Here is a 7,430-nt window from a genome sequence, read left to right as displayed (position 1 = left end):
TCCTTATCTATTTCAAGACTTTGATTCATATCAAGACTGCCTTATTTATTTTTATTTAATTGATCGACCAGTTGTCCCGCAAGCCGATTGATATCACCTGCGCCCAAAAACAAAACCAGATCCCCGGGCAAAACATTCTTTAAGACATAAGAAATAATTTCATCATATTTCTTATAAATAGCCAAATCTGGCTTAATTCGATTAACATCTTCACAAATCATATCAGGCGTAATTTGCTGCTGGTCTTTTTCGCTAGCACTATAAATATCTGTGATAACAAGCTGATCGCACTCCTTTAAAACATCTACAAAATCATCCTTAAAATATTTTGTTCGAGAATATCGGTGCGGCTGAAAAATGACAAAAATTCTTTTTTTCTCGAACGTTTTCGCAGCGGCTAGAGTCGAGAAAATTTCTTTAGGGTGGTGGGCATAATCATCAACAATAAAAATATCATTAAAATCACCATGATACGAAAAACGCCTCTGAACACCCTTAAAACTCTCCAAACTTTTTTGTATAGACGCAAAACAGATACCGAATTCTAAAGCGAGTCCAATTGCCGCAAGAGCATTGCAAATATTATGACGTCCCGGGATGTTAAGCTTTACTTCCCCCTGTTTTTTTCCATTCACAATGCAGCTAAAATTTGATTGAAACCCAGAACACCTAATCTTATCAGCAAAAATATCATTGCCTTGATCAAATCCATAACTTGATTTCCGCCCTTTAAACTCAAAAGCCAAATTAGATAAAACCGGATCATCACCAAAATAAAAAAAATGTCCGTCTAAATCAATTTGCATAATAAATTTCTCGTATGCGTTTATAATATTATCCCAATTTTGATAAAAATCAACATGCTCAAGATCAACATTTGTAATAATGGCATATTTCGGGAAAAAATATAAAAACGATCCATCGCTTTCATCTGCTTCAATAACAAAATGTTCTCCTTTACCAGAGAGTCCGCTATATCCACCATTTTTAATAATACCACCAATTGCAGCTGTTGGATCGAGACCCTCTTCACTTAGAATATGCGCAACCAAAGCACTTGTTGTTGTTTTGCCATGAGCACCTGCGATAACACTTGCATTTTTTGTACGAACCAAATCTGCGAGAGCTTGCCCTCGCTTAACAATCGGAATATTTTTTCTTTTTGCTTCTACTATTTCAGGATTATCCTGTGAAATAGCCGAAGAGCAAACAACGCAATCTGGATTTACAATATTTGACTCCTTATGTCCTATAAAAATACGGACCCCTTTTTCCTTCAAGGCCTTAGTCATATCATTTTCTTTGATATCTGATCCGCTAACGCTATGACCCTCATCCAAGAATAAGGATGCCAATGTCCCAACACCAATGCCCCCAATACCAACTAAGTGATAATATTTACTCATTTTTTTAAATAACCAACCCATGCTTTATTGAGACCGTCCACATTCTCAAAACGATAATAAGATTTCTTAAGCGCTCGATCAAATGATAAGCCTTTTTTTAAATTACGGCAAAAATTTAAGAACTTAAAACTTCCAAATTCAGAAATTAAATACTGAACAACGCTCGCTGACTCCGCATAAAATAAAATTACATCGTCTTGAGATGACGTGCGCGTCAAACGTAGATCAGATAAATTCTGAAAACTCTTATTCTTAATCGCATCTTTGACTCGCTGGGTGGCACCCCAACGTTTTGCTTTTTCTTGATACATCGCAATCCCTTCGTCAAACCAAAGCGGAATGTCTGACTCAAAACCAACATAATCCCTAAAAATAATATGCCCCAATTCATGCGGCAATAACGAATCAAAAAATCCATGCGCCGCTGGAAACGTCTTAATCACCTTTGATCCCAAAATCGTTGATCCTGAAGACCAGGGTACCTGCTGAGCCGATGCAACGTAATCATCCTGGTCATTATAAATATAAATTTTAACGCGTTCATCCCATGTCCAAATCTTATCACGCGTAAAACCAAGCTCGTCAATAATATCAAAATAATAACTTTCTGAAGACTTCTCAACAGTTTTAATAAACTCTCGAGGCGCATCTTTATAATAAATGATAAAATGACGACTCTTTAGTTCATTCCACTCATTAGATGCAGACGATATCGACATTACGTTAAAAAACAAAACTATTATTAAGAAATATACGCTTCGTCTCATTTTCTTAAATTAACGACCTCTTGCGCTAGTTTTTTTTCTGAATCAAACATCTGAAGCTGCTTCATGCCCTCATCAAAACTTGCCTTATTTTTTTCTTTCTTAAAAAAAGAGATAATCTCATTATGCAAACGCGCTTCCGAAAGATTTGACTCCTCAATAATCACCGCCGCGCCAACCCTAGAAAGAACCAAAGCATTTTCTTTTTGATGCACTCTCTCAACCGGATACGGAATAAGAATCGATGGCTTTTTAAAAGTAATCAACTCTGAAATTGTTGACGCTCCTGAACGAGCGATAACTAAGTCCGCAACACGGTATGCCGACGCCATATCCTGCACAAAATCAAATAACTTAAAGTTAAATTTATTATTTAAATATTTCTTACACAAGGCATAATAATCATCTTTTCCGGAAATATGAATAAATTGAAAATTAAAATTTCCCTTAAGCAAAATCGCCGCTTCAGAAAAAATACTATTAATCTTTTGACTTGCTTGACTTCCACCAAAAACTAAGATGGTCGCCCTTTCTTTTTTGAAATCAAATTTCTTAAAATCTTCTTCTGTAGGCTGTAGCTCATCTTTAAATCGAGATGGACATCCGGTTAAAACACATTTTTTAGAATTAAAATATTCTTTAGTCTCTTTAAAGCTAACCGCAATCTTGTCAGCGAACATTCCAGCCACCTGATTTGCTTTTCCAGGAACAACATTTTGCTCATGAATCAAAATAGGAATCTTTAAGAACCATGCGGAAAAAACAACAGGAAAAGCCGGATAGCCACCAAAACCAACAACAACATCAGGCAATGCTTTTTGCATGATACAAAAACACTCTCGTATCGACTGCATCATCCTAACGATGAATAAAAAAATGTTTCTAGATGATCTTTTTCTCTGACATACGGCCCAAGGTTCAAATCCAGAATTTCTTATAATTTGATAAGCAAGTCCATCTGTAGTAAAAAAAATAATTTGATTTTGCTTTTCTAATTCTTTCGCCGTAGAAATGGCAGGAAACACATGTCCTCCCGTTCCTCCTGCTGCGATAATAATCTTCATAAATAACCCTTCTATGATAAATCTTGTATTCTCGAAATATTGAGCAAAAGACCAACACAAACCATTTGAACAATTAACGCGGAGCCTCCATAGCTAATAAATGGTAACGGCAATCCTTTCGTTGGAAAAGCACCGATGCTAACACCAATATTAACAATTGCCTGCAAACCAATCATCGCAACAATGCCAATCGCAAGAAAATATCCAAACGGCTCCTGTGTTCTCTTGGCAATTCTTGCGCCCTGCCAAATAAATAATACAAAAAGAAGAACCACTGTCGCTGTTCCTAAGAGCCCAAGCTCTTCACCGATAATCGATAAAATAAAATCCGTATGGGCTGCAGGAAGATAAAATAATTTCTGCATACTTTTTCCTAAGCCAAGCCCAAAAATTCCACCAGAACCTAATGCAATCTGAGACTGAACAAGCTGAAATCCTGCACCCTGTTTATCACTCCACGGATCAAGAAAAGCTTGGATACGTCTTAATCGATAAGGAACACGCGCAATCAAATAATATATTGCCGGAAAACTCAAGAATGCAATACTCGCTAAAAATGCAATCCGTGTTCCTGCAATAAAAAGCATTACTAAAACAACCGCTGAAATCAATGCCGTTGTACCTAAATCAGGCTGCTTTAAAATAAGTAATGACACAACGCCTAATACGCACATCAGCGGAATAAAGCCGGAAAAAAGACTAGTAATTCGCTTTTGTTTGCGCGCCAGAAAATCTGATGCATAAATCAAGACTGCTAACTTTGCAAATTCAGAAGGCTGAAAACCAAAACCAAGAAATCGAAACCATCGACGAGCACCATAAACTTCTTTTCCAACTCCAGGAATCAATACAAGAACAAGCATCACAATCGAAAATATAAGAATGGGCTTAGAATACTGTGCTAGCACACGATAATCTATCGTCATGGCAAACATCATAAAAATAAAACCAACGCATAAATAAACCAAATGCCGTTGTAAAAAATATGTGCTTGATCCTAATTCTTGCAATGCATAAATTCCGCTTGAGCTAAAAATCATAATAATACCCAAGCAAATCAAAACAGTAGTGATCGCCGCGATGGATACTCTCAACTCTCTCATCTACAAATTCCCAACAATCTCTTTGTACGCCTTGCCGCGTTCTTCAAAATTTAAAAACATATCAAAACTTGTGCACATCGGTGAAAACAAAATACAATCACCTTGAGAAGAAAGCTCCTTTGATTTTAATATGGCGCCCTCTAAAGAATCCTCTAAATTAACATCCACAATATCCGAGAAAGCATCCCTGATCTTGTTTTTTGATTCACCAATCACAACCATTTTTTTTACCTTCAGCTTAACAATATCTCGCAACACAGTAAAATCAATGTTCTTATCTCGGCCACCACAAATCATCACAATCGGCTTTGATGCCCTTTCTAAGGCCCAACGTCCAGCTTCAGGCGTTGTTGCCTTAGAATCATTAACAAACTCTACATCATCAATCGAGCGAACCCATTCTAAGCGATGTTCCACACCTCTAAAATTCTTCAACACAAAGCCTGCATCTTCGTCAGAAACACCGAAAACGCGGCAAGCACATCGAGCGGCTAGAAAATTTTGGTTTTCATCTGGAAACTTTCCCAACTGAATAGAATCATTAAAATAAATAACTTTTGAGCAAATGGCAGAAATCATATTCTTTGTCCGAAGATCATTAAAATTAACAATAGCATAATCATTTTCAATCTGATTTAAGAAAATTCGTGATTTCGCTTGAAAATAATCATTCATGTCTTTATGACGATCCAAATGATTTTGTGTACAATTTAGCAAAACAGCAACATGGGCATGAAATTTCTCAATCGACTCAAGCTGAAAAGAGCTTACTTCCAAAACAATAATTTGGCCATCAGAAAGACTAAGAACATGTTGTGAGAAAGGCGAGCCAATGTTACCGCACAAACAAGTTTTTTTACCGGCATATTCAAGAATCTGGCTAATCAAAGTAGAAACAGTTGTTTTTCCATTGCTTCCCGTAACGGCAATAATTGGATTCTTGCAAAACATCCACGCAAATTCAATCTCACTAAAACAAGGAATCCCTTCCTCTTTTGCCCAAACAACAGCCTTTGAATCAAAACGAACACCAGGGCTCAAAACAACAACGTCACTATCTTTAATAAACTCTTTGGTATGCTGATCAGATTCAAAGCAGATGTCATGCTTTAAGTTTGCTTGCAAAATTGCTTCAGCAACTTTTTCCTTTAGTGCTGAATCTGAGACTCGAACAATTCCACCTAACTGCAGAACTAAATTGGCAATGGCAGATCCACTGCGGCCAAACCCAACAATAGTGACTTTTTTATTTCTTACATCCATAAAACTACCTAATCTTAAGCGTCGTTAGCGTTAAAAACGCCAAAATAATAGCAATAATCCAAAACCGTATAATAATTTTTGATTCACTCCATCCTAAAAACTGTAAATGGTGATGAAACGGAGCTATCTTAAATATGCGCTTTTTCCATAATTTTACTGACCCAACCTGTAAAATAACGGATAACGCCTCCATCACAAAGATCCCGCCTAAAAGAACAAGAAGTAGCTCTTTTTTAATCAAAATAGCAATCATACCCAAAGTCCCGCCCAATGCGAGAGAACCAGTGTCGCCCATAAAAATAGACGCAGGATAACAATTAAACCATAGAAATCCTAAACTTGCCCCTACAATTGCAGCACAAAAAATTGAAAGCTCCCCGCCTCCTGGAATATATGGTAAAAACAAATATTGCGCAAAATTAAAATGACCAGATATATAGGAAAGTGCGCCTAACCCCATGGCAACGATCAGAACACATCCAATGGCAAGACCGTCAAGTCCATCAGTCAAATTGACAGCATTTGAGCTTCCCACAATAATTAAAACTGCCAATAGAATATAAAAAATACCCAAATTCAAAGTCATTTCTTTAAAGAATGGGATATCAAGCTTAGTCGAAATTTCAGGGTGCCAAAAGATAAAATAGCCAACAAGACATCCTAAGATCGACTGCCAAATTAATTTTGTTCGTGCATGAACCCCTCGATGCTTGCCCTGCGAAAATTTTAAATAATCATCTACAAAACCAAGGACAGCCAGCCATGCACAAGTCAAAATTGTCAAAAGCACATACGGACTTCTTAAATCAGACCAAAGTAAAACAGAAATTAAAATACTGCCGATAACAAAAATACCCCCCATCGTTGGGGTTCCTTGCTTATGTTTTTGAATTTCAGAAAGCTTATCACAATGCTCTCTGCTAACATCTTCACTAATCTTACCCTTTTTAAGCTTTTCGATAATTAAGGGACCTAAAATAATGCACAGTAAAAATGAAGTAAGAGCAGCTGCACCAGCGCGAAAAGTGATGTAACGAAGAATATTCAATTCTGAAAAAGCATCTCTAAAAGTAGACAGGAAATAAAGCATATTCGCTCCTTAATATAAATATTAATTGTATTATATAGTACCAGAAGAAAAATAAAAGAATTTACTTAGGATTTCATTGCTCTATCTCTTGAACAATTTCCTCCATATGAGACCCGCGAGAACCTTTGATCAGAATAACATCATTAGGCTGAATAAATGCATTTAAAAACTTACTGGCAGATTGACAGGAGAAAAAACTTTCCTTCTTGACTGTTTTACTATTTAAAGCATCAGCAGAAATCTTGGCTTTCTCTCCAACAGTAACAAAATAATCAATATTGCTTCTTGCAACTTGTCGACCAACAGATTCATGAGCAGATTTTGACTTTAACCCAAGTTCATTCATATTCCCAAAAACAAAAATTCTTCTTCCTTTTCCAGGAAAACAAGAAAGAGATTCTATGGCAGCTTTTACAGATATTGGGTTTGCGTTATACGTGTCATCAATCATCCAGAATTTCTTTTTTGTCCGATAGAAATTTTGTCGTTGTTTTAGCGAGTTCATACAAACAATGCTCTTTTTTATTTCCTTCATTGAGATTTTGAATAATTGGCCAATGATAATTGCACACAAAACATTGTAAACGTTAGAAGATGAAAAGGTTTTGATAAAGAATTTTTGTGATCGAACAGAAAATTCTATTCCTTTTTCTGTTTGTTTGACACCCTGAGCTTGATAATCTGATTTCTTTTGAATCGAAAAAGCAACCTTTTTTGCCTTAATACATTCAAAGCGTATC

General features: G+C 36.3%; 7 protein-coding genes. All 7 read right to left on the bottom strand.

The genetic code is table 11. From position 1 onward, the window contains the following. Nucleotides 1-41: 41 nt before the first annotated feature. Nucleotides 42-1,406: a UDP-N-acetylmuramate--L-alanine ligase gene (murC, locus tag PHY73_08610; protein MDD3375762.1), complete on the bottom strand. Its 1,365-nt coding sequence runs from the start codon at nt 1,404-1,406 to the stop codon at nt 42-44. Further along, on the bottom strand, nt 1,403-2,125 hold the full coding sequence (locus tag PHY73_08605; GenBank protein ID MDD3375761.1) for a peptidase MA family metallohydrolase: 723 nt from the start codon (nt 2,123-2,125) through the stop codon (nt 1,403-1,405). The genes murC and PHY73_08605 overlap by 4 nt, the downstream gene beginning before the upstream one ends. A gap of 44 nt (nt 2,126-2,169) precedes the next feature. Next, nucleotides 2,170-3,234: an undecaprenyldiphospho-muramoylpentapeptide beta-N-acetylglucosaminyltransferase gene (murG, locus tag PHY73_08600; protein ID MDD3375760.1), complete on the bottom strand. Its 1,065-nt coding sequence runs from the start codon at nt 3,232-3,234 to the stop codon at nt 2,170-2,172. Nucleotides 3,235-3,245: 11 nt separating this feature from the next. Next, nucleotides 3,246-4,337: a putative lipid II flippase FtsW gene (gene ftsW, locus PHY73_08595; GenBank protein ID MDD3375759.1), complete on the bottom strand. Its 1,092-nt coding sequence runs from the start codon at nt 4,335-4,337 to the stop codon at nt 3,246-3,248. Further along, nucleotides 4,338-5,600: a Mur ligase family protein gene (locus PHY73_08590; protein MDD3375758.1), complete on the bottom strand. Its 1,263-nt coding sequence runs from the start codon at nt 5,598-5,600 to the stop codon at nt 4,338-4,340. 4 nt (nt 5,601-5,604) lie between these two features. Continuing rightward, nucleotides 5,605-6,690, bottom strand: a complete 1,086-nt coding sequence (mraY, locus tag PHY73_08585) for a phospho-N-acetylmuramoyl-pentapeptide-transferase (GenBank protein ID MDD3375757.1) — start codon at nt 6,688-6,690, stop codon at nt 5,605-5,607. Nucleotides 6,691-6,763: 73 nt separating this feature from the next. Beyond that, nucleotides 6,764-7,430, bottom strand: a 667-nt coding sequence (locus PHY73_08580; protein ID MDD3375756.1) for a cyanophycin synthetase, incomplete at its 5' end; no start/stop codon positions are given.

This window comes from Candidatus Omnitrophota bacterium (genome assembly GCA_028693815.1).
In the GTDB taxonomy this organism is placed as follows: Bacteria; Omnitrophota; Gorgyraeia; order Zapsychrales; family Aceulaceae; genus Aceula.
This window is presented reverse-complemented; position numbering and strand designations above follow the sequence as displayed.

Bases quoted from the DNA above. Each gene is read 5' to 3' on its own strand.
- murC (MDD3375762.1), bottom strand. From the start codon at position 1,406: ATGAGTAAATATTATCACTTAGTTGGTATTGGGGGCATTGGTGTTGGG.
- PHY73_08605 (MDD3375761.1), bottom strand. From the start codon at position 2,125: ATGTCGATATCGTCTGCATCTAATGAGTGGAATGAACTAAAGAGTCGT.
- murG (MDD3375760.1), bottom strand. From the start codon at position 3,234: ATGAAGATTATTATCGCAGCAGGAGGAACGGGAGGACATGTGTTTCCT.
- ftsW (MDD3375759.1), bottom strand. From the start codon at position 4,337: ATGAGAGAGTTGAGAGTATCCATCGCGGCGATCACTACTGTTTTGATT.
- PHY73_08590 (MDD3375758.1), bottom strand. From the start codon at position 5,600: ATGGATGTAAGAAATAAAAAAGTCACTATTGTTGGGTTTGGCCGCAGT.
- mraY (MDD3375757.1), bottom strand. From the start codon at position 6,690: ATGCTTTATTTCCTGTCTACTTTTAGAGATGCTTTTTCAGAATTGAAT.